This is a genomic window from Helicobacter suis (genome assembly GCF_902196125.1).
In the GTDB taxonomy this organism is placed as follows: Bacteria; Campylobacterota; Campylobacteria; order Campylobacterales; family Helicobacteraceae; genus Helicobacter; species Helicobacter suis_B.
Map to the genome: position 1 here is coordinate 15,240 of NZ_CABIKG010000011.1, position 21,409 is coordinate 36,648.

The 21,409-nt window shown below is 39.1% G+C and carries 18 protein-coding genes and 1 other RNA gene; 7 read left to right on the top strand and 12 right to left on the bottom strand.

Annotation, left to right across the window (positions count from 1 at the left end; translation table 11 throughout):
* The first annotated feature begins 27 nt into the window (after positions 1 to 27).
* The 7 genes from G6Q00_RS05310 to G6Q00_RS05340 all read left to right on the top strand — a co-directional run bounded on the left by G6Q00_RS05310 (position 28) and on the right by G6Q00_RS05340 (position 6,136).
* A complete protein-coding gene (locus G6Q00_RS05310) occupies positions 28 to 756 on the top strand; it encodes a triose-phosphate isomerase (protein WP_163532326.1) in 729 nt (242 codons plus the stop codon).
* Positions 753 to 1,769 (top strand): UDP-3-O-(3-hydroxymyristoyl)glucosamine N-acyltransferase, encoded by a 1,017-nt coding sequence (gene lpxD, locus G6Q00_RS05315; RefSeq protein ID WP_163532327.1) that lies wholly within the window; start codon positions 753 to 755, stop codon positions 1,767 to 1,769. Before G6Q00_RS05310 ends, lpxD begins: the two co-directional genes overlap by 4 nt.
* Positions 1,769 to 3,025 carry an MFS transporter gene (locus tag G6Q00_RS05320; RefSeq protein WP_205426528.1) on the top strand — a complete coding sequence of 419 codons (1,257 nt, stop codon included), beginning with the start codon at positions 1,769 to 1,771 and terminating at the stop codon, positions 3,023 to 3,025. Before lpxD ends, G6Q00_RS05320 begins: the two co-directional genes overlap by 1 nt.
* 24 nt (positions 3,026 to 3,049) lie before the next feature.
* Complete coding sequence (locus G6Q00_RS05325) at positions 3,050 to 4,591, top strand: phospholipase D family protein (protein ID WP_163499341.1); 1,542 nt, start codon at positions 3,050 to 3,052, stop codon at positions 4,589 to 4,591.
* A 36-nt stretch (positions 4,592 to 4,627) separates the two neighbouring features.
* Positions 4,628 to 4,950: RNase P RNA component class A (gene rnpB / locus G6Q00_RS05330), an RNA gene on the top strand.
* Positions 4,941 to 5,819 (top strand): 16S rRNA (cytosine(1402)-N(4))-methyltransferase RsmH, encoded by an 879-nt coding sequence (gene rsmH / locus G6Q00_RS05335; protein ID WP_163532329.1) that lies wholly within the window; start codon positions 4,941 to 4,943, stop codon positions 5,817 to 5,819. The genes rnpB and rsmH overlap by 10 nt, the downstream gene beginning before the upstream one ends.
* Positions 5,819 to 6,136 (top strand): hypothetical protein, encoded by a 318-nt coding sequence (locus tag G6Q00_RS05340; RefSeq protein WP_163532330.1) that lies wholly within the window; start codon positions 5,819 to 5,821, stop codon positions 6,134 to 6,136. The genes rsmH and G6Q00_RS05340 overlap by 1 nt, the downstream gene beginning before the upstream one ends.
* Here the strand turns inward: G6Q00_RS05340 and G6Q00_RS05345 are convergent.
* From G6Q00_RS05345 to G6Q00_RS05400, 12 genes are all read right to left on the bottom strand, one after another.
* On the bottom strand, positions 6,133 to 8,031 hold the full coding sequence (locus G6Q00_RS05345; RefSeq protein ID WP_163532331.1) for a 6-hydroxymethylpterin diphosphokinase MptE-like protein: 1,899 nt from the start codon (positions 8,029 to 8,031) through the stop codon (positions 6,133 to 6,135). The genes G6Q00_RS05340 and G6Q00_RS05345 overlap by 4 nt on opposite strands.
* Complete coding sequence (locus G6Q00_RS05350; RefSeq protein ID WP_163532332.1) at positions 8,028 to 9,452, bottom strand: Do family serine endopeptidase; 1,425 nt, start codon at positions 9,450 to 9,452, stop codon at positions 8,028 to 8,030. The genes G6Q00_RS05345 and G6Q00_RS05350 overlap by 4 nt, the downstream gene beginning before the upstream one ends.
* A 57-nt stretch (positions 9,453 to 9,509) precedes the next feature.
* Complete coding sequence (locus tag G6Q00_RS05355) at positions 9,510 to 10,985, bottom strand: amino acid permease (protein WP_205426529.1); 1,476 nt, start codon at positions 10,983 to 10,985, stop codon at positions 9,510 to 9,512.
* Positions 10,986 to 11,059: 74 nt separating this feature from the next.
* Positions 11,060 to 11,497, bottom strand: a complete 438-nt coding sequence (locus G6Q00_RS05360; RefSeq protein ID WP_205426530.1) for a CopD family copper resistance protein — start codon at positions 11,495 to 11,497, stop codon at positions 11,060 to 11,062.
* 177 nt (positions 11,498 to 11,674) lie between these two features.
* Positions 11,675 to 13,000, bottom strand: coding sequence for a DNA repair protein RadA (radA, locus tag G6Q00_RS05365; RefSeq protein ID WP_163532355.1), 1,326 nt, complete (start codon positions 12,998 to 13,000; stop codon positions 11,675 to 11,677).
* On the bottom strand, positions 12,993 to 13,871 hold the full coding sequence (ftsY, locus tag G6Q00_RS05370) for a signal recognition particle-docking protein FtsY (protein WP_163532334.1): 879 nt from the start codon (positions 13,869 to 13,871) through the stop codon (positions 12,993 to 12,995). Before ftsY ends, radA begins: the two co-directional genes overlap by 8 nt.
* Positions 13,871 to 14,431 (bottom strand): hypothetical protein, encoded by a 561-nt coding sequence (locus G6Q00_RS08595; protein ID WP_240331005.1) that lies wholly within the window; start codon positions 14,429 to 14,431, stop codon positions 13,871 to 13,873. Before G6Q00_RS08595 ends, ftsY begins: the two co-directional genes overlap by 1 nt.
* Before the next feature lies 1 nt (position 14,432).
* Positions 14,433 to 16,310: a methyl-accepting chemotaxis protein gene (locus G6Q00_RS05380; protein WP_240331006.1), complete on the bottom strand. Its 1,878-nt coding sequence runs from the start codon at positions 16,308 to 16,310 to the stop codon at positions 14,433 to 14,435.
* A gap of 85 nt (positions 16,311 to 16,395) precedes the next feature.
* Positions 16,396 to 16,947 carry a pimelyl-ACP methyl ester esterase BioV gene (bioV, locus tag G6Q00_RS05385; protein WP_163532335.1) on the bottom strand — a complete coding sequence of 184 codons (552 nt, stop codon included), beginning with the start codon at positions 16,945 to 16,947 and terminating at the stop codon, positions 16,396 to 16,398.
* Positions 16,947 to 18,596 (bottom strand): AAA family ATPase, encoded by a 1,650-nt coding sequence (locus G6Q00_RS05390; protein ID WP_205426534.1) that lies wholly within the window; start codon positions 18,594 to 18,596, stop codon positions 16,947 to 16,949. Before G6Q00_RS05390 ends, bioV begins: the two co-directional genes overlap by 1 nt.
* Positions 18,583 to 19,842 (bottom strand): tRNA (N(6)-L-threonylcarbamoyladenosine(37)-C(2))-methylthiotransferase MtaB, encoded by a 1,260-nt coding sequence (gene mtaB / locus G6Q00_RS05395; protein WP_163532336.1) that lies wholly within the window; start codon positions 19,840 to 19,842, stop codon positions 18,583 to 18,585. The genes G6Q00_RS05390 and mtaB overlap by 14 nt, the downstream gene beginning before the upstream one ends.
* The gene (locus G6Q00_RS05400; RefSeq protein WP_430750790.1) at positions 19,839 to 21,392 is read right to left on the bottom strand and encodes a mechanosensitive ion channel family protein; all 1,554 of its coding nucleotides are present in this window, start codon (positions 21,390 to 21,392) and stop codon (positions 19,839 to 19,841) included. The genes mtaB and G6Q00_RS05400 overlap by 4 nt, the downstream gene beginning before the upstream one ends.
* Positions 21,393 to 21,409: the final 17 nt, after the last annotated feature.

Below are 21,409 nucleotides of genomic sequence, written 5' to 3' on the forward strand. Positions count from 1 at the left end.
TGTTTGAGAAACTTTTTGGAGTGTGGTGTGAAATATGTTTTGGCTAATTTAAAGGCGTATACATTAGATGTTTTGCCCTATGTAGATTATTTGGAGCAAAATTTAGATTCTAAATTAGCCCCCTTTATCACGCTTTTTCCTCCCCTGCTTACACTAGAAAAATTTAGCTCTTCAAAGCACTTCCAACTAGGCGTACAAAATGCTTACCCCGCTTTGGAGGGCGCTTTTACTGGGGAGATCACACTAAAGGCCTTACAAGCACAAAAAATAGAGACTCTTTTAATCGGGCATAGCGAAAGGCGCTTACTTTTACAAGAAAGTTTAGAAATGTGCCGTGCTAAGTTTGATTTTTATAAAGATCAAGGCTTTAAGATCGTCTTTTGTATAGGGGAGTCTTTAGAAGTGCGCCAAAAAGGTTTAAAAACACTTTTAGAGTTTTTAACCAACCAACTAGATGGTATTGATGTGTCTTATCCTAAACTCATTCTAGCCTATGAACCTATTTGGGCCATTGGTACGGGGGTTAGCGCGCAAATTAAAGAGATTAAAGAAACTTTAGAGGGGTTAAAACAAAGCTTAAAACATGTACACGGTAGCATTGCACCTATTGTTTATGGCGGGAGTGTACAACTAAACAATGTAGAGGAAATTTTGAATTTATCCTCTGTAGATGGCGTGCTTGTTGGCAAAGCCTCTTTGAAAGCCAAAGACTTACTTGAAATTATAAAAATCAGTTCTACTAAGGAGTTTGCATGACCTTGCAACATTTACTTAAAACCTATGCGTTAGAAGTTACCCCCCCCTCTAATTTTAAAGATTTTGAGGTGGCTGGGGTTGCGCCTTTAGAATTAGCCACTTCTGAATATATTAGCTATGTGGATCAAAAATCCTATGTTAAAAAACTCAAAGATACTAAGGCTGGGGCTGTTTTTATCCGCGCTGAACATGCAAACAAAGTCCCCTCAATTAGCCAAGCCCTTATCGTAGAAAACCCCCACCTTGCCTTTGCTCTTATCTCAGATGCCTTTAAAACAGAGATGTTTGCAAACCCGCATGCTCAAAATAGCCCAAAACTAGGCGAGGGCGTTATTTTAATGCCAAATGTGGTGGTGGGTGAAGGCGTAGAAATTGGCGATCATAGCGTGATCATGGCTAATGTCGTGCTAGGCGATCATGTCAAAATTGGCGCGCATTGTAAGATTTATCCTAGCGTTACTATCTATCAAAACACCACTATTGGTAATCATGTCTATATCCATGCTAATAGCGTAATTGGTAGCGACGGCTTTGGATATGCCCACACTAAACAAGGCACGCATGTAAAAATTGAGCATACCGGCTGTGTACGCATTGATGATTGGGTAGAAATTGGGGCAAATACCACTATCGATCGCGCTGTCTTTGGCATCACCCACATTAAAGAGGGGGTTAAAATTGATAATCTTGTACAAGTGGGGCATAACTGCGTTTTGGGCGAACATTCTATTATTGTGTCTCAAGTAGGACTCTCAGGTTCTACGACTATGGGGCGCAATGTTGTTTTAGGCGGGCAAGTAGGCACAGGCGGGCATATGCACATTGGCGAGTTTAGCCAAATTGGGGGTAAGGGGGCTGTGGGCAAGGATTTACCCCCCCACACTAACTACGCCGGAGCCATTCCAGCAATGGAAATCCATGAGTGGCATCACTTTTTAGCCACGCTGAGGCGCTTTGTTAAAAGGCAAAAACCTAGCCTGCTTGAGAAGGCTAGAGGGTTGTGGAGACGCTAATGCAAAATCTCAACCGTGCCCAAAAAATCCGATCGATTGTTGCAGCCGCTAGCGGAAATTTAGTTGAATGGTTTGATTTTTATATCTATGCCTTTAGCGCTACTTATTTTGCCCATTCCTTTTCAGAATCAAGTAACCCTATTATCCAACAAATCCAAGTTTTTGGCATTTTTGCAGCCGGCTTTTTTATCCGCCCTATCGGTTCTTGGCTCTTTGGATCGCTAGCTGATAGAATCGGGCGTAAAAAATCCATGATTTTATCTGTATGCTTAATGGCTGCCGGGTCTTTTCTCATCGCGGCTTTGCCCACTAAAGAAAAGGTAGGCGATTTAGCGATTTTGCTTTTATTATTAGCGCGCATGATTCAAGGCTTAAGCGTAGGTGGAGAATATGGCATTGTTGCCACTTATTTATCTGAATTAGGTTCTAAAGGCAAACGCGGGTTTTACTGTTCTTTCCAATATAGCACGCTAATTGGAGGGCAGTTTTTAGCGGTGGCCTCTATTGAACTAGTGTTATTGTTTTTTAGTGTGGAGCAAATGGGGGCTTTTGCGTGGCGCATTCTCTTTGTGCTAGGCGGACTCTTGGCTTTGGGCTCTTTAATCGCGCGGCGGGTAATGGATGAGAGTTCTAGTGAATTAGAAGAGCATAGCGATCGCGGGACTTTAAAGGGTTTATTGCCCTATTGGAATTTATGCTTAATTGTCTTTATCATTAGTGCCGGTGGGTCTCTAGCCTTTTATACTATCACCACTTACGCTAAAACTTACCTAGAAAATGCGGGCATGGCTAAACCTATAGTGAATCAAATTTTTATGGGAGCACTCTTTGTTTTAATGGTTATCCAGCCGCTTTTTGGAATCATAGGGGATAAAATCGGGCATAAAAACGCAATTCTAGTCTTTACTATTCTAGCCTTCTTTGGCATTTACCCCCTCTTTAAACTCTTGCCTACCTACGCGCATAGTCCGGTTTTAGCCTTTTGCATCGTGATCACACTCTTTTTAATCTTGAGTTTTTATACCTCCATTGCGGGTATCTTTAAAGCCTCACTCTTTCCTGAACATGTCCGCGCCTTAGGCACGGGTTTTAGTTTTGCTTTGGGTAATGCGCTATGTGGGGGATCAACCCCTTATGTGGCTTTGCAGTTTAAAAACGCCCATATGGAAAATGGTTTTTTTGTGTATGTGGCGGTTTTAATGGTTTTAATGTTTATTGCGGCGTTGTGTTTGCCTAAAGAGAAGATGCTAGATTAATAGGGGTAAAAATAGGCTAGCTAGTTGTGGCGTTTTTTATGTATCTGTATAAGCCTTTTATTAAGTGGCTGTCTCTCTCTTAAAACATTAAAAGAACCCTACAAAAGCCTAGAAACCTATGACCCTTTGCAAACTCCCTTAGGCCAGATTTATGCAAAGACTTTGCAAAAAGACCCACTTAAAAGCTTAGGCTTTATTTTACAAGAGGGGGATAAAGCCCTTTTGCAGCGCATCGCATTAATTCGTTTAGCCGTGCACAATATAGATATCCAAACTTATTTATATAAAAACGACATCTCTTCGCGGGTGATGATGTCTGAGCTTTACAAGGCGGCTAATAGAGGCGTGAAAGTGCGGCTACTCATTGATGATAATGGATTAGATTCAGACATGTCAGATATTATCATGCTTAATACCCACCCTAATATTGATGTTAAAATCTTTAACCCCTATCATATCCGCAATAGAGGCCTGCGCTATTTTGAGATCATGGCCAATTACGATCAGATTGAAAAACGAATGCACAACAAGATTTTTATTGTGGATAATGTGGCTTTAGTTATCGGGGGGCGTAATATCGCTGATGTTTACTTTGATAATGATTTAGAAGAAAACTTTTTAGACACCGATGCGCTGTTTTTAGGGGCTGTGAGTTTGCAGGCTAAGAAAAGTTTTTTAGACTACTGGAATTTTAAAGATGCTGTCCCTGCTAATATGCTGCCTAGCCATGCCAAATTGAAAAAATACGCCAAGACCTATTACCAGAGCCTTTCTAAATTACTTTTAGGCGAGCAAAATAGCTATGATGAGCAAGTGGAAGCCTTTATAGAAAAACTCATTCATAAGAGAAATAAAGCTTATGAGGGTAAAGCCTCTTTTATTGCTGATAGCCCCTTTAAAATCCACGATCTTAAACCCCATTCACCCATTAATCAAGCCCTCCAAGATATTCTCAAACAAACCACTAATTCTTTATACATCGCCTCCTCCTATCTTATCCCGGGCCCAACTCTTCTAAAACTTCTAACAGAAAAACTTGATCAAGGTTTAGAGGTAAATATCTTAACTAATTCATTAGCCTCCACAGATGCCATTGTGGTTTATGGGGCATGGGAGCGGTATGCTAAAAAACTAGTTAAGGCGGGGGCTAATGTTTATGAGATTAAAAGCGATTTTTTCCACTATGTCAAATACACCCGCAAGGGGCTTAAACCTAAAATAAAGGGCCGTTTTAAAAATTCGTTGCACAGTAAAACCTTGATTTTTGATGGGCAAAAAACTTGGATCGGTAGTTTTAATTTAGACGCGCGCTCGGCTAATATTAACACCGAATCGGTGGTGGTGTTTGATAATAGCGATTTTGCTGCCTATTTAGAGCAGCGCATGCAAGATCAAATGCGCGCTAGTTGGCATTTACTCTTAGAAAAACATGCACTCCATACGCGCTTAGTGTGGGAGGGGGTGGAAGGCGGGCAGGTGGTGCGCCATATCAAGCCTCCGGACACTTCGCCTTTTTTGCGCTTTATTAAAAATTGGTCTAAAATTTTGCCAGAAAGTGAATTATAGGCTTGTTTTCTAAGAAATTTTACTTTATAATGCGCCTTGCATGGGCGGTGGTTGCTTTGGGTCAAACCAAAGAGGAAAGTCCGAGCTACTCAAGACAGGATTCCATTTAACGGATGGCTAGCGTAAGCTAAGGGAAAGTGCCACAGAAAAGAACCGCTCTTTTTAGAGTAAGGGTGAAAAGGTGGGGTAAGAGCCCACCGCACCCCAAGCAATTGGGGCTGGCTTAGGTAAACCCAATCCGTAGCAAGAAGTGCATGGTAGAGTCTTAAATGCGGCACTTCGCAAGAGGTGGGTTGTAAAACCCACCCATAGATAAATAACCACCCACGACAGAACTCGGCTTATGCCCATGCAACCCATAAAAGGAAAGTTTCTGCACCAAAGTGTTTTATTAGAAGAAGTTGTTGCTATTTTCCAAGAAGTGATTAAATCTTATTTAAAGCCTGTTTTAATAGACTGCACCTTAGGTTTAGGCGGGCATACCCTAGCCTTACTCCAAACTTACCCAGATCTGCGTATTATTGGTATAGAAAGAGATAAAGAGGCTAGCAAGCAAGCCTTAGAAAAGCTCACACCCTTTATACGCCGTTTTTCTTTAAAAAGTGGGAATTTTGCAACTATTTTGCCCTCTCTTTTAAAGGAAAATCGCGTTTGTGGGGTTTTAGCAGATTTAGGGGTGAGTTCTTTACAATTAGATCATTTAAATCGGGGGTTTAGCTTTAACGCCCCCACTTTAGATATGCGCATGGATATGAATCAGAGTTTAGACGCCTCTAAAGTGATTAACACCTATAGCGTCTATGCCTTAGAAAAGATTTTACAGGCAGGAGAGGTGTATGCGCCTAAGAAAATGGCTAACTTGATTGTGCAAAATAGACCCTTTTATAGTGCAAAAGATTTTGCAGATTTTATAAGCCAGCATAGCCGCCATAGCAAGCACCACCCTGCAACTTTGATCTTTCAGGCTATTAGAATGGAAGTTAATGCTGAAATGCACAATTTAGATCAGCTTTTGGCGTGTGTGCAGAGTTTAGAGGAAGCGCTTGTATGTATTATCTCTTTTCACTCTTTAGAGGATAGAAAAGTCAAGCACGCCTTTAAAGAGTGGGCACAAAGCAGGGGGGAGTTGCTCTTTAAAAAGCCCATAGTCCCTAGCAAAAAGGCAATTCAAGAAAATAGGCGTGCGCGCAGTGCTAAAATGCGCGCGTTTTATTTTAAGAAGATTTAATGGTAGAGCCGCATTTAGAGGAGATGGAGGAGAGGCGTCTTAGAACTAGTAATAAGGAACGAGAGGCTTTATTTGCACATGAACAAAAAGAGAAACAAGGACTCTCCCCTGCTTCTTTAGCTATGGTTTTGGCTATGTTATTTATTGCTTTGATTCTTTTTACCCCCAAAATTTATTTGACCAATAATATTTATTACACTAGCCGCGTGATTCAAAAATTATCCAGCCAAAAAGAATTACTTCAGGAGGAAAAACACCGCCTTGAGCTTGAGTTAGAAAAACAGCGCTACAAATACAATATTGAAAACATGCCCTAGACCTTGCTTTGGTGTTGCAAAACTTGCCAGCGGTAGCGCCCTATCATTTTTTCTAAAGTGGATAATAAAATTTCTTTAGCCTGCATATAAAAGTTAGGAATATCGCTTTGTTTGAGATGCAAAGAAGAGACTAGCATGTGTAAACACATATGCGATAAAGAGCCCTCTAAAAGAATACCGGCTAAAGGTTCTTCTTGGATACTTTTTACACCCAAAGTACTAATACAATCTATTAAGTGGTATAAGTCTTTTTTACTTGTAATAGAGGTTTGTAGGAGAGTGTTTAGTTTTGTTTGGAAAGTTTCTAGGGGAGTTGTACTAAGAGTGGGGGTTTGATTTTTTTTAAAGGCTTGCTTGATGTGCCGGATAGCTTCTAATTTTTGATAGGGTTTAAAATGTAAATCTTGTGGGCGAGTGGGGATTGTGTGTTTAATAAAAGCCCCACTAGAGAGATTATAAACCCGTGTTTTTTGTTTAGCAAATAGCATAGACATTTGCATTTGAGAGAGCAAAAACAACCCATCGCTAAATACCCTTGTATCTTTAAAATTAGAGAGTACTTCTAGGGTATCAAAAGGGATAGAGGGCTTTTCAACCCCATAATAAGAGCCTTTGGCATGTTTGCTCTGCCCTTCTATATAGCCACAATCTAGCCCGCATAAAATTAAAGTAGAGCTAAATAGGCTAGCTAGCGCTACTCCGGCATTGCCTACAAAGGGGGCGCTATACTCTATACTTAAATGAGGCCAAATATACCCGCTAGCACTACCCCCACGCATGAACATGTAAGATTCTTTAGCCAATAAAAAAGCTTCTGGATTAATCATATTCGCACACATTAAAGGCGTATCACCTAAGGGGGCGTTTAATAACACTTCTTTTAAATAACCAATGCGTTCAATTTCAACTTGAAAATCTACTAAAACCCCATACGATTTAAGTACCTTAAGCGCTGTACCGCAGCTAAAGATCACCATTTCTTTAGCATGCTTTTTTAAAAAGGGGAGTAGATTATTTAAACTAGGCCCATTACCCACAACACAAATAGGCATTTCTATGCGCTTGATTCTTTTTGGGTGGAGTAAAAAAGGGTTGTATTTAAAATTTTCTAAAGTGTTGTTTAAACCTAACATTTCATCTTCAAAGCTACCCCAACCTCTCAAGGCGCTTTTTTTAGCCATGTTAAAGCGGTGGGCTGCTTCTTGGCTTATTTTATTTTTATAAGGGTCAAATTCTAAATGTAAAAAACTATGGGTGATTTTCTTATGGATAAAAATATGTTGTAAAAGGTTTGTATTAAGCTTTTCAAGGCTAATCACGCAACTATTAGGTGGGGTTGCATTAAACAAACATCTATAATCAATAAAGTAACAACTAATGCGCAGTAAATCTATGTGTTCTTCAAAGAGATAGAGCGCATGGAAAAAAGCCCCCTGTTCTAACAATAAGGCCAAAAATAGCCCTCCAGCTAGCCCATAAATAGCTGTAGGCGGGTAAAAATTTTGTCCTAAGCGGTACTCTTGGCTACAAGGGTAAGTACTAACCATTTCAATCATAGCTTGACAAGCCTGATTAGTTAAAGAAAGCGTACTTGAATCTAAACTCACCCCATTATCATGGAGTTGCCATTTTGGGTTATTTAAAATGCGTTTTGCCCAGTCTTTTGAGATGGCTAACATCTGGTGTTTGCCCTCTAAACAGGGGAAGAGTAAAGTAGCATTTGTAAGATTAAGAATATTGATCCCGCCTGCATCATAAAGAAGATTATAAAGAGTGGGCGGGGGTAAAAGTTTGTTATAAAGCTCAGGTAAATGTGCTTTAAAGAAAGTTAAATTATCTCTAAAACACGCCCCTATTTTTTTCTCAGAAATCCCCTCCCTAGCTAAAACACTCACTTAGCCACAATTTGTTTATAGCCTCTATTTGGATCAAAGACTAAGAAGCGTTTGGTTATATTTCTATAGCGTGTGAGCGCGCGGTTGAAATCCTCAATATTTCTAATGCTGACATTTTCAATTTGCATGATCACATCTCCTTGTCTAAAGCCTAATTCTTGGGCTTTAGAATTATCCTTGACATCTTGGATAAACACGCCATGGATATTTTCAGGAATATGCGCTTCTTTGCGCAATCTAGGTGTGAGGGTTTCAACTTTAATACCGCTTAATTGGCCATTTACGCCCTCATGGGTTGTACTGGTTTCTCTTCTATTGGGATTTTTGCGCTCAGCTAATACAAGGCTTGTTGTGTACTCTCTTTTGTTGCGTATGTATTTAAGGGTGATATGCTGGTTAGGTGCAAGAGAGCCAATGAGATTGCGCAATTCAGCCGCATTTTTAACCTTTTTGCCATTGACCTCTGTGATTAAATCCCAGATCATCAAGCCCGCTTTTTTAGCCGGTGAGTCTTTTTCAATGCTAATCACAACAGCCCCCTCTTTACCATTGTAACTATCTTGTAATTCGCTACTCACATCTTGAATCCCTACACCCAAATAACCCCTATGGATAGTGCCGGTTCTAATAAGCTGGGTTGCAATGTGTTTAACGGTGTTAGAAGGAATTGCAAAACCCACACCGTGATTACCCCCCGTGCGAGACAAGATAGCCGTATTAATGCCCACTAATCCCCCGCGGCTATCAATCAAAGCCCCGCCGGAATTACCCGGATTAATCGCTGCATCGGTTTGGATAAAATTTTCATAATTATTAATCCCAATCCCGGTTTTATTCAAAGCTGAGACAATGCCTTGTGTTACAGTTTCACCCACCCCAAAAGGATTACCAATAGCAAAAACTAAATCCCCTACTAAAGTGGTGCTACTATCTGAGAATCGAATCACAGGTAGATCTTCTTTATTGATCTTAATGACGGCTAAATCGCTATCTGCATCTGTACCAACTAAAGTAGCTGAATATTCTTTATTGCTCCCCGGAATGGTTACAGAGATTTTATCCGCCCCATCAATGACATGGTTATTAGTAACGATGTAGCCATTTTTAGAAATGATCACCCCGCTTCCTAAAGCCCTTTCTATGCGATCCTTAGGAATTGCGTTGTATAAATCCCCAAAAAATTGCTGGAAGAAAGGATCGTTAAACATTCCTCCGCCCATAAAATTGCTCTTGATTTTCTTTTGGGTAGAAATATTTACAACAGCCTTAGTTGCCTCTTTTACAGAATCGTGGTAAGAATAGATAGTACTATTCCCACTATCTGCACCTACGCGTTTTTGCACCGGTGGCATGCTTTGGATATTAATCGTAGCAGCCCCTAGTGCTGTGGCTAACGCTACACTTAATGCCATAAACCTCATAGAACTTCCTTTAAGTTATTTTTACACACAAACCGCTCCAGTATAGCTAAACTTTGTTTAATCTAGCCCCATTTGAGGGCAGTATCCCCATTTATTTTTGGTTACATAATAGGCAATATAACAGAAAAACACATAGATTAAAGCTGCATAAGCTCCAATACGCTGTTCAGGGTCTATATAAGCCCCAACCACCCCCACAATACACCCGCTAATCCCTACAAATTGAATCAAGGGTAAAAATGGAGCGCGGTAGGGTAAATCTTTTAAAGATTTGCCTGAAGCGATAAATTGTTTGCGGAAATTATACTGCGCCACACTCACACTAATCCAGACAATAATAACAGTAAAACTAATGAGGTTAATAAGCGCTTCAATGATTTTTTCGGGTGCATAAATTTTAGTGAGCATGCCTAAACAAGTAAATGCCATAGAAAGATAAACCGCATAAACAGGTGTTCCTTTGTTATTGAGTTTGGCAAAAAGAGGGAAAAACATCTTTTTTTGGGCTAAGCCATAAATCATGCGGCTAGAGGCATAAACACCGGAGTTAGCCGTAGAAAGAATAGCAGTAATGATGACAAAATTCATAATATCTGCAGCATAAGGAATACCTGTACCTAAAAAGGGCAAAGGGATACGCTCTAGCGTGCTAACAAAGGGGCTTTGTGAAATACTTGAATCAGTCATGGGTAAAAAAACAGAGATAATAAAAACAGAACCCAAAAAGAAAAAGACAATGCGCCATAAAGTAGCTTTAATTGCCTTTGGCATCACAGAACTTGGATCTTTAGTTTCGCCCACAGCTACGCCAATAATTTCTGTGCCTGTGTAAGCAAAGATCACGGCTAAAACCACCCCAAAAATGGCATAACTCCCTTTAGGAAAAAATCCGGGGCTAAGGTGGCGTGTTGGATTAGCACTAAAATAAAAATTATGTAAAACACTGCTTAAGCCATGCAAATAGGCTTGGTATAAAATCCCGATTATTCCTAAGACAATAAAAATAAAGACGGCTAAAACTTTAATGGAGGCTAAAAAAAACTCCCCTTCGGCAAAAATACGCACAGATAAAGAGTTCAGTACAAAGATGAGTACAAAGCAAACGCCCACCCAGTAATAAACAGGGACATGGGGAAACCATCTTTGCATTAAAAACCCTACCGCGATGTACTCCACAGCTACAGAGATGATCCAACCCACCCAATACACCCAAAATACCATGTAGCCTGTTGCGGGCCCAATAAAACGACTCGCATAATCCCCAAAACTTCCGGTTGAAGGGTAGACACTGGCTAACTCCCCTAAAGATAAAACAATGGAGTAGACAATTATACCCCCTATTAAATAGGCAATTAAAGTCCCTAAAGGTCCAGCATTAGCAATATTGCCCCCCGTCCCTACAAATAAACCCGTTCCAATCGTCCCGCCTAAGGCAATCATGAGTAATTGGCGCAGTTTAATATCGCGCTTTAAAGTTTCATTTTCCACAACTTTCCTTTCACCCTCTCCTCTCACACCGCCACTAAAAACCATTTAAATACAGCGCCTCAAAAACGCGTGGATAGAGAGTTTAAGATATAAGGGGAAAGCTGTGTTAGTAGAGTACATCAAACAAACCACATGAGTTTAGCACAAATGATGATCAAAGCGCCTAGAGTTAAAACCGCTGGGTGGATAATTGAACCTAGAGGATTTGGCTTACCTAGAAATTTGCAGGTAAGGGCGATGCCTACCATGGCAAAAATCAAGCAAGCTAGAAAGATTTTAAGCATCAAAAGTTTTTGAAAGGGAGTATCTAAAAACCCCTTATCCCCACCCATGTACTGACTTACCATCATGCCCCCTGTTATTAAAAGCAATAGCACGCAAATAGGCATGATTTTAATGGCTCGCTGGTTGATTCCTTGATTTGCCTTTTGTGCAATTTCCTCGCCAAAAAGCCGTTTAACATTAGGGAAAATCACCACATCAAAAAACAAATAGCCAATAAAAATAATGGCACAAATTAAATGGACGATCAAGACATAAGGATAGATAGCAGCCATCAATCACCCCTAAAACAAGATCAAATATTATAACTTAATTTAAGCTAATCTGATTTCTCATGCATTTACCAATTGTGCTATAAAGCCACTAAAGGTTTTGTGCTACAACAGAGCCAAGCTTATCAAAGAAAGAGTAAACTAGAAATAAGCGTAGTTTAGGATTAAAGATTTAGACTTTTACATCCATTCAATGATTTTAGAAACATCTTTAGCCTCATAGCAGGCAATGGGGGTTGTGATATTAGGCCTTTTAGGTACAATGGCCTTTAAAAAGCCATAATTTTCCATTTCTTTCAAACGCACATTTAAATTAGGCACTTCTTGTAAGGATCCAGTTAAACCCACTTCCCCAATAAAGGCTGTTTTGTTGCTAATGGGGCGGTTTCTAAAACTAGATAAAATACTTGCAATCACGGCTAAATCCGCGCTTGTTTCGCTAATTTTAATCCCTCCAGAGACATTAATAAAAACATCGTAACGATTAAGCGGGATTTCTAGTTTTTTCTCTAATAAAGCTAAGAGCATATGCAAGCGGTTAGTATCAAAGCTAGTAGCCAAGCGTTTAGGGTTATTCAAAGAGCTTTCGCATACAAGGGCTTGTATTTCCAAGATAAGCGCGCGCGAACCCTCTAAAACAACGCTTAATGCACTCCCTGCTAAACTCTCTTTTTGTGAAAAAAAAAGTTTAGAAGCTTGCTTAGCGCTGATCAAACCCTCTTGGTGCATTTGGAAAATGCCCACCTCACTAGTTGTACCAAAGCGGTTTTTAAAACTGCGTAAAATGCGCAATTCTCTACTTGGATCGCCTTCAAAATACAGCACACTATCTACCATGTGTTCAAGCACCCTAGGCCCAGCAATAGAACCCTCTTTGGTGATGTGTCCGATGATAAAAATTGCGATTTGTTCTTGTTTGGCTAAGCGCATAAGCTCAAAGGTGATTTCGCGTACTTGAGAAATAGAGCCCGGGGCTGCACTAATAGCACTTGAATAGAGGGTTTGAATTGAATCAATCACACAAATAGCATAATTTTCAGCGCATAAACTAGTTTTGATCACATCTAAATTAATTTCATTGAGTAAATACAGCTTTTCTTGCACGCATTGTAAACGCTCCGCTCTTAAACGAATCTGTCCTGCGCTTTCCTCCCCACTCACATACAACACGCGGTAGCCCTTTTTAGCTAGCCCGCCGGCTACTTTTAATAATAAAGTAGATTTACCCACCCCCGGACTACCCCCAATTAAATACAACCCACCGGGTACAATCCCCCCGCCTAAAACAATGTCTAATTCTATTTGAGTCGAGCTAAAGGCGCTAATTCTTTCATGTTCTACACTAGCAATAGAGATAGGTACAGAATTCTTAGAAGGGCTTTTAATTTTCTCTGTGCTGTGTTCTATAAAGCTTTCCCATTGGTTGCAATTATTGCATTTACCTAGCCATTTAGGGCTGATAAACCCACAATGTTGGCATTCAAAGACACGGGATTTTTTAGCCATCGGTTTTAAAGATTGCATCTAAGAGGCTTTTAATATATTCTCTCTCTTCAAAGGCAATTAAATCATCTTCTTTCTCCCCCACACCTAAATACAAAATGGGTAATTGCAATTCATAAAGGATACTTAAAATACACCCCCCCTTACTTGTGCCATCAAGCTTAGTTACAATCACCCCGTCTAATTCTAAACTTTCATGGAAAATTTTAGCCTGCTCTAAAGCCGAGCTACCTTGCGTGCCATCTAAAATTAAAATTTTATAATAAGGCGCGCCTTTTAAAGCCTTAGAGCAAACTTTAGAGATTTTTAATAACTCGTTTTTAAGATTGGTTTGGTTATGTAATCTCCCAGCAGTATCAATAATAATTTGATCCATGCCTCTTGCTGTGCCGGCTTCTATGGTGTTATAAGCCAGCGCACTAGGATCGCTATTTTGCCCCGCACTAATCACTTCTAATTGTAACTTTTCCCCCCAAAGTTGGAGTTGTTTAACTGCAGCCGCTCTAAAAGTATCCCCCGCCCCCAAAAGCACTTTTTGCCCATTTAAAAGATGTTTTTTAGCCAGTTTAGCAATGGTAGTGGTTTTGCCCGCTCCATTAACCCCTAAAATTAAAGAGACTAAGGGTTTACCCTCAATAGGTTTTAAACTAACTTTATCATAATGGCTTTCTTTGCGCAAAAAACGCATCAAGGCCACTTCTAAATGGTTGCGTTTGATTTGCTCGGGTAGGTGTTCTAGTAATTTTTCCACTAAATCATACTGCACATCAAAGCCAATTAAAATTTCTTCTATACTTTCCTTGCTAAAGGTAGCGTCTTTATTTTTGAGTAAAGAGGCGACATTTTGGATTGTCTTTTTAAAAAAGTTAAACATTATTTTTCCTCAGTGTCTAATAAATCTTGGAGGTCTTTAGATAACATTTCCTCCACAATAGCCCCATGGTAATTTTGTAAAAGTTGCCCCTTAGCATTGTAGAGTAAAAAATAGGGTAGTGGCCAAGAAAAACGCGCGCTAAAAGAAGTTGATTGCATGGGATTAAGTAAAGGAAAATGCAAGCCAAGTTTTGCAACATAGCTATCTAATTGATCTTGAGGATAGGCTTTATTAAGGATAGCTAAAAAGCGCACCTGCTTAAAATGGCTTTGTAAATGCTCTAATAAAAGGGTGTAGGGCGACATTTGCGAGCTTAGGTCTAAAACCATGATCAAAGTTGGCATAGCTTTAGAGGGCTTAATTTCTAGGATCGAGTCGTTTATTTTAAACTGCATTTCTTGGTGTTGTTGATCTAAAAAGTGGAAAGTGGGCGGGGTTTGTTTTTCTACTTTTTGCTGTGCTGCTTCTTTTTTCTTTTTATGATCTGAGCACCCCCCTAAGATGAGTACCAACCCAACCAAAACAACGCACAAATAAGCCACAGAATTTTTTACATACACATTAGACCTTAAATTTACCCAGTTCTGTATCAAAGATTTTAGCCATTTCATTTAAAGAAGTGCTAGCCTTGCTTACATCTTGTACATTTTCATAACTCAAACTAGCTAATTTATTAATCTCTGAAATTTCATTGACAATCACTTTAGCCGCACTAGCCACCCCTTTAAATTCCTCTACATCTTGAGTCGTGGCATTAATCACCGCTTGGATATTTTTTACATTAGAATCGACCATTTCTTGTAAAGAATGGGTGAGTTCAGAAGTTTTAAGGATTTCTTGGGAGTTGGTGTGTAAATTTTGGCTAATATCGCCCACACTTTGCACCACTTCATTAATGGTGCTATGGATTTCAGTTAAGCTTTTTTGGGTTTTTTCGGCTAACTTTCTGACCTCATCAGCTACCACTGCAAACCCGCGCCCGTGTTCACCCGCTCTTGCGGCCTCAATTGCCGCATTCAGGGCTAATAAGTTAGTTTGATCGGCAATATCAGAAATGATTGTTAAAACTGCCTTGATATTCTCAGTATTCTTAGAAGTTTCTTCTAAGTTATTAGAAAATTCTACACTGAGTTGGGCGTTATTGGCTAAGTCTTTACTTAAGATTTGGATTTTAGATCGAATCTCCTCTAAGGTGTTATCGGTTTGTAATAGATTTTTATTGTTATTATCTGCATTTGCAACACTGGTTAAAATCGTGCTAATGATATTATTGCTATTTTCCATAGCCACTCCGATAAGTTTACTTTCCTCTTGGGTTTGTTTTTGCACACTTACCGAGCTTGCGTGTAAAGTATTAGCAATTTTAGTGTTCTCAGAACTCACCTCTTTAATCTTAGAAATAATCCCCTGTATCTTAGCCAAAAGTTTATTGACATTTTCAGAGATAGTTGCAATTTCGCCCTTTCCCTTAACCGCTAATCTTTTGGTTAAATCCCCCTCTTGAGATGCTAGTTCAACAACGAGATTACGCAAGTTGACTAAGGGTCTAAACAAAACTTGAATCACAGCATAAAGGATAGCCAAAGCGATGATTAAAAAGATAAATGCAGAGGTGAGCATAGAGGATTGAATCGCGGATAAATCCTGAAGCGCGTCTTTTTTAATAACGGTGGTGATAAACTTCCAATTTAAACCATTAATCGTATCATAGATATAAAATTTTCTCTCTCCTCCCTTTTCTTCTTGTTCAAAAAAACCAGATTGGGTGGATAAAATGCGCTGTAAAAATTGTGGATCGCTAGCGTGGTATTTTGTGCCCTCTTTATAAACAGAGGAGCTTAAAATAGTGCCATTTTGATCGATGAGGTGTATTCGTTGGTTAGGTCTAAAAGATCGACGGATAGAGTGAAACACACTGCTTAAATAAATATCAGAGGCTAAAACACCTTTAAAAACTCCATGTTGAATTAGCGGCAGGGCGTAAGTGATCACAATTTTTTTTGTAAAAAGCTCCATATAAGGCTGGGTAACAAAAAGTCTTTTATGCTCTTTGGTGTATTGATACCATTCTCTAGTTCTAGGATCATATCCTTTAGGCGCTTCTCCAACAAGTTTAATAATACTCCCATCTTCAAAGGCCACATGTACATCTGCTGATCTCAGGCCATCTTGTACAAAAGTTAGGATTTTTTTAAGCCGTGGTGTATCGCTTAAATCCACATTGTTAAAGGTTTTGGCTGTTCTTTCTAGGGTTGTGCGGATATTATTATCCCATTCTTCTAAAGAGTTAGAAAGAATATGCGCTGTCATAGAAAGAGATCGCTGGGTGCGTTGCATGATGCCTTTTTGTATTTGATAAGTGGCAACGGCGGTAATCACGATAGAAGACAAAGTTACAAGAACAACTAGCGAAAGAATAATTTTGCTCTTAAAAGTCATGAAATTCCCTTAAAACGAAAAATTCATAAAAATCCATATCACAAAAAACAAAAAGGCAAGAATTGTAGCAAAAAAATAAGATAGCCTAGTAAACAATTAAAGGCTTTTGTAATAAATGATTAGCCCCCTTAAGCTGCCACACACTTGCATAAGGTTTAAAACAATGCAAGGCTTCTTTAATATCTAGCAAATTGTCTTCTAGCCCTAAAAACACACTAATAGAGACCCCCTCATCGTATAAAAACGCTAGTTTTTCTGCGCTATAGGTGTATTCTAAAAGAATTTTTAAATCCTCTAAACTGCCTAAATGTGTGAAGCGTGCTAAATTAGGGTTTAAATCAAGTAAGCTATTCCAACCAATGTTTTGCAAAAAAGAGCGCACATAAAGGGCTGGGTCTTTTTGATAACTTAAAATTTGTAGCCGCTTAAAAGCTTTAGGTTTGAAAGCTAACATGCAAGGTGAAATTAAAAAGAGTTTTTGTACCCGTAAACCCTGTTTAACTTGCTTATAGGCAAACTCAAGGGCATTAATCGCCCCATAGCTAAAGCCAGCAATGTTATAAAGCCCATAAGGTTTTAAAATCCAATCAAATAGCCATTTTTCCCCTCTAAAACAAAAGCCACTAAAGTAATGCATCAGACAAAGGAACGCAAAATTTCTTGCATTTGGGTTTTAGAGAGTTTTTCTTTTTCTAATAAAATCTTAGCCATAGCCTCTACTTGCATTCTAGAATTACTCAGAAAATCTCGCTGTTCTTTATAAAGTGTGCTTAATAAAGCCTCCATATCTGCCCTATCCCCGATAAACTTATCCCCCATGCCATATTCCTCACACATGCGTTTGGCTATCTCAAGGGCATGTTTGAGATCGTCTTTAGCTAAAGTGTAGTGTTCTTGGAAGAAAAGTTCTAAAATGATCATGCCACTTAAATAGACTTTGATATTATTATTCATTTCACTTTTGCTTAAAATCCTTTGATCGCTAGCGATGAGAAAATCCCCCACTAATAAAACCTTATCAAATGCCACCTCTAACCAATAAGCACTAAGCGCCTTAGCACTCTGATAAAGCGCATAGAGATTTTTTTCTTGTTCGCTTAGAGCGACATTTTTCTTTTTACCAAAGGCGATCTTATCTTTTACTTCTAAAATATCTCTCATGGTAATCACCTGCGTATTATGCCTTAATGCATTAAGCGCGCTTTCATTCACCAAAGAGGCTAACATCGCCCCGCTAAAGCCCACACAGATTTTAGCCACCTCCATGCAATCTAGGGTGTGGTTTTTATCTTTCAAATAAGATTGTAAAATCTGAACTCTTTCCTCTAAATCGGGTAGAGAGATGAAAATGCGCCGATCAAAACGGCCACTTCTTAAAAGCGCTTCATCAATCACATCTATTTTATTAGTCGCCCCAATCACAATCACTTGCGCGCTTTCCTCAAAGCCATCCATTTCTGTTAAAAGTTGGTTGAGCGTGGCTTCTCTTTCATCGTTGCGCTGGTGTCCTCTGGCCTTACCCACTGCATCAATTTCATCAATAAAAACAATGGAGGGGCTAAAGGCTTTGGCTTTGGCAAATAATTCGCGCACCCGCTTAGCCCCCACACCCACATAAATTTGTACAAATGCGCTCCCGCTATGATAAAAAAAAGGCACTTTGGCCTCAGAGGCTAAAGCCTTAGCAATCATGGTTTTACCCACACCCGGAGGGCCCACTAAAAGTACGCCTTTGGGCAATTTGATCTTAAGCTCTTGGTACTTTTTAGGATTTTTCAAATAATCCACAATTTCATACAATTCCTCTTTAACTTCTTTAGTGCCGGCTACATCTGCAAATCTTACATTAGGCAAGGTTGCGTGTAAAGAGGGTAGGGGGGTGTTTTGTAGCTTGGGGGTTTCATAAGAGGGTTGGAGCAAAGTTTTTCTACTCCACACAAAACGCAACAAAATAGCTAAAAGCACCAAAAAGAAGAAAATAATCACCAAATCTAATAATTGCTCTGTTGTCTTACTTTCTTGTAACACTTCAATAGGGATATTTGTAGGAAATTGCATGGAATCTTTCCACCCTAGCCGTGCGGTTTTATAAATCTTAAAATTGATCTTAAGATAAATATAGTGGCTATCAATTTTGATACTTTGGATTTTATCAGAATGCAAAAGCGCGTTAAAATCGCGGATACTCACAAGTTCTGTTGGTTCTCTAAACAATAAAAAGGCAATAAAGATCACCCCCACTAGTAAAGCAAACCCCCCAATCAAAGCTTTTTTAGAGCGTGGCATAGTTAGCATCAGCTCTCACTTCATAGGTATTTAGACACACAAGCCCTTTTAAATTTTGCTTAGAGAGGATTTTAACCGGGTTAAAATACTGATCATAGCCACGATAATAGGGGGCTTTAAAACTTTCTACTATCACCTCTAAGACCTCTTTATTCTCTCTAAGTTGTTGTCTAAATGCCAGATTTTGCATAGCTACATGGGTTTTGATTTGATCTAATCTAGTTTTAGCAATATCACCCGGAACGCGTACACTTAAGGGCATTTTACTAGAGGGGGTGTTGTTACGCACGCTGTAGATAAAGGGGTGGATATGGGTTAACCGGAGTTGTTTAAAATTTAATAGCGCCTCTTGCCAAGTTAATTCATCTTCATAAGGATGGCCTACAATAAAATCTGTACCAATTGCAAAACCTTTAGAGGCTATTTTTTCTAAAAGCTTAATATCGCTACTAACGCGGTTACGCCGCCGCATGCGCCTTAACATGTTGTCATGGCTGTGTTGGAGTGCGATATGCAAATGCCGCTCTAAAATGGGGTGATCTAAAAGGTCTAAAAATTCTGTATTGATTTGGCTAGGCTCTAAACTGCCAATGCGCACCCGTTTAATAGAAGTTGAATCTGCAATTTTAAGAATTAAACGGGCTAAATTAGTGTTTCTATCAAGCCCATAACTGCCTACATTAGTCCCTGTAAGCACCACCTCTAATACGCCTGCTTGAGACAACATAGTAATTTGTTTTAAAACATGATCTTGATTTAAACTCCTAGATTGTCCTCTCACGGTTGGGATAATACAGTAACTGCAGCGAAAATCACAGCCCTCTTGAATCTTGACAAATGCCCGCGTCTTACCAACAAAATTAGATAAAAGGATTTGATCTAAGTGTTCTTGTTTATCTTCATGGAAAAACCCCTGTTTTTCTTGGAGTAAGGCATTAATTTCTTCTTTATGATCATGCCCAAAGACTCCAAAAACATGCCCACTTTGAAAGAGTTGTAGCCCCTGTGTATTTGCCCCACAGCCGGTAAAATACACCTTTTTACCTAAACGGGTGGCTTTTTTAGCATAACTTCTAGCGCTATAATCTGCATCATTGGTAACCGTGCAAGAGTTAAGTACCACAATTTGGGCTTCTTCTTCATGATCTGTACTTTCAAAATCCTTTAAATGCGCTAACATAACCTGAGTATCAAATAAATTAGTGCGGCATCCAAAGGTTTTAAAATAGACTTTTTGTTTCATCATAAAATCCTATGCTCTTTATTCCCAAAACCATCTCCACCTTCTTTAATAAACTTAATTGTGCTGTAAGCTACAAAAATATCAGGTTCTTTAAGGAGTGCATCTAAAATGTCGGCTGAAATCTTAGACTTGAGTACTAAAGTGGCGTATGAATTTGTTTGATACCATATACTGATATGTACCCCATCTTTTTCTAAAGCCATGAAGACGCGCGGGTTGGCGCTGGTGTTGCGCAAAGAGTACCTAGTGCGCATGTTACTCATTTGTTTATAGGTCATCTCGGTATATTGCTTGGCATGGACATTAGCAATACTAAGGGCAATTTCCATAGCCTTTTTATAATTAGAATCAAAGGTAACAAAAAAATCAATCCCGTCCCACACCGTTTTCATGCCAGCATGGCTATAGTTTGAAAGTAGATTAGTGAAAATATAATTATTAGGGATAAAGATAATGCGCCCCGCGCGATAACTATTTTCTTTAGAACTTGTAAGGGTTACTTCCTCTAAGATTGTGATATAAAGCGCAGAAATATCTAAAACATCGCCTACATAGGTGTTTCCATCTTTAGAGACTTTGATTCGATCGCCTACATGGATATTGCCATCTATAATAATTGTAAACCACCCTAAAAGACTCATGAATAAATCGCGCATGGCAATGGCCAGCCCAGCACTAGCAAAACCTAGCACAGTTACTAAATAAGAAACATTTTCAAGATAAGCAAAGAGAAAAATTAGCACCACAACATTAGCGTTAACAAAGTTAATCGCCTTATTAATGGTGTAGGCGCGTTCGTTGCTATGGATATATTTATGGCTAACGATCTTTAAAGCCCAAGCTAAAACAATGCTCACTAAGGCGATTAAAACAACATAAATTAATTTAAGGATTTGATCTTTAATTTGGGAGTTGATATTTAAACTCGCCTCTTCAATATCCTTAGCAAACACATCAATGCTGATTTTTAAAAGATTTTGCGCGCCTTGTAATTCGATCTTTTTGATCTGTTCTTGGTAGATTTGCTTAGCAAAACTTTCTTTCTTAGAAGCTTCGTTTTGGGATTCTAATTGGGTTAGAATGTCTAATTTTTGGTTGATTAAGGCTAAGATGTTATATAAACTCTTTTGATGCGACTTCATGGTGCTATACTGGGCTTTGATTTTCTTAATAAAGGAAATCCCCTCCACGATTGCAATAGGGTTTGTGATATTAGGGATATTAGGGATACTAGGTTTTTCTACAAGGTCTTTAAAGGGATTCATCTTATAGCGTTCTAATAATTCCTCTTGGTGTTTAAGGGCTTGTAAAACATGCTTTAGTGTGTTAATTTTAAGCGTATCGCTATCCTTTTTGTTATTAAGAGTTTTAAGCTGGTTTTGGACGCTTTGAATCTCTGTATAAATTTCCTCATAACTTTCAGCATTGCTAAATTTTTTTAACCAAATATTATTACTAGAATTAATCTGATGCTCGATACGCTTATATGCCTCTTTAAGGTGTTGTATTTGCAAATCATTAGCCCCAGCCCACCCCCAAACAAGCAAAATCATAGACACAACCCGCGCAT